Below are 1283 nucleotides of genomic sequence, written 5' to 3'. Positions count from 1 at the left end.
GCCACACGATACAATCGTGCCTTTACTTTGTAATAATAAAAACTACTTAAATTTATTCAAAGGAAAACAGAGGTGAACTAGCAATCGTGCTGAACTTAAGGTTTAACTCCCGCATTAGTCCTCTGCTTTCTCCTTGAATCTCGTTGAACGGCTTTAGATAGAATGATAGACCTAAAGGTCTAATAAAGGCTTTAAAGAAATTCAACATTTTTTGTTTAATGCAATATGAAGTTATGAAAAATTACAAACACTACATCGGGATTGATGTTTCCAAGAAAACGCTAGATTTTCACATTGTAAATTCGGCCGCAAAAATGATTATTATCGGTAAGATTTCAAATGATTTGAAAGGCATCAAAGAACTTTTTAAAGAATTGAGAAGGCATAAAATTTCCAAAGATGAAAGTTTGTTTTGTTTCGAAAATACAGGAGTATATTCTATGAATCTATGTATGATTTTGTTTGAATTTAATATTGATTTTGCTCACTGCTCAGCTCTGGAAATAAAGCAATCAAAAGGGATTTGCCGTGGAAAATCTGATAAAGCCGACGCCAAAGATATTGCCCTGTATGCACTTAGAAATATTGATAAAATTAGACTCAGTGATGTTCCTGAAACTGATATTTTAACGTTAAAACTGCTGTATGCTGAGCGAGAAAAAACAGTTGCTGCAATTAAAGATTTTGGCTCTACAGAAGAAAACAAAAACTTTTTACCCAAAGTTGTGTATCGCCCAACTGAAAAAATCAACAAAAAAACTTTAATTTTTTTGAAGAAAATGCTATTAGAAATTGAAAGGAGCATCCGTGAAATCATTCATCGCAACAATGAATTACAACAGCAAAAGAAACTACTGTTATCTGTTCTGGGAATTGGTGAAGTAACCTCGCTTTATCTTTTGCTTGCAATCAAAGGTTTTAAGAGCTTTCCCAACTGGAGGAAATTTGCCTGCTATTGTGGAATTGTGCCTTTCGAATATTCTTCAGGAACATCCATTAGAGGAAAAAGCAAAGTGAGTCATTTTGCAGACAAGAAAATGAAGTCTATCCTTCATCTGGCAGCACTTTCTGCCATAAAACATGATGCCGAAATAAGAACTTATTATGAAAGAAAAAAACAGGAAGGAAAACATTCCCTCCTGGTGATTAATAATGTAAAGTGTAAAATTATAAGCCGTGCATTTGCTGTTATTGCAAGAAATGAAGCTTTTGTAAATACTTACAAATTTGCATCATAATTTTAACTGATTTTATTTGGTTTTTATCATAGAATGCGGGAGCGG

At 33.3% G+C, this 1283-nt stretch carries 1 protein-coding gene; it reads left to right on the top strand.

The window, feature by feature from the left end:
- The first annotated feature begins 233 nt into the window (after positions 1 to 233).
- Positions 234 to 1238, top strand: a complete 1005-nt coding sequence (locus MQX03_RS20410) for a transposase (protein ID WP_242805495.1) — start codon at positions 234 to 236, stop codon at positions 1236 to 1238.
- Positions 1239 to 1283: the final 45 nt, after the last annotated feature.

The organism is Chryseobacterium aahli (genome assembly GCF_022699665.1).
GTDB classification, from domain to species: Bacteria; Bacteroidota; Bacteroidia; order Flavobacteriales; family Weeksellaceae; genus Chryseobacterium; species Chryseobacterium aahli.
This window is presented reverse-complemented; position numbering and strand designations above follow the sequence as displayed.

What these genes read in the sequence shown, in the direction of transcription:
- MQX03_RS20410 (WP_242805495.1), top strand. Translation starts at nt 234, where the DNA reads ATGAAAAATTACAAACACTACATCGGGATTGATGTTTCCAAGAAAACG.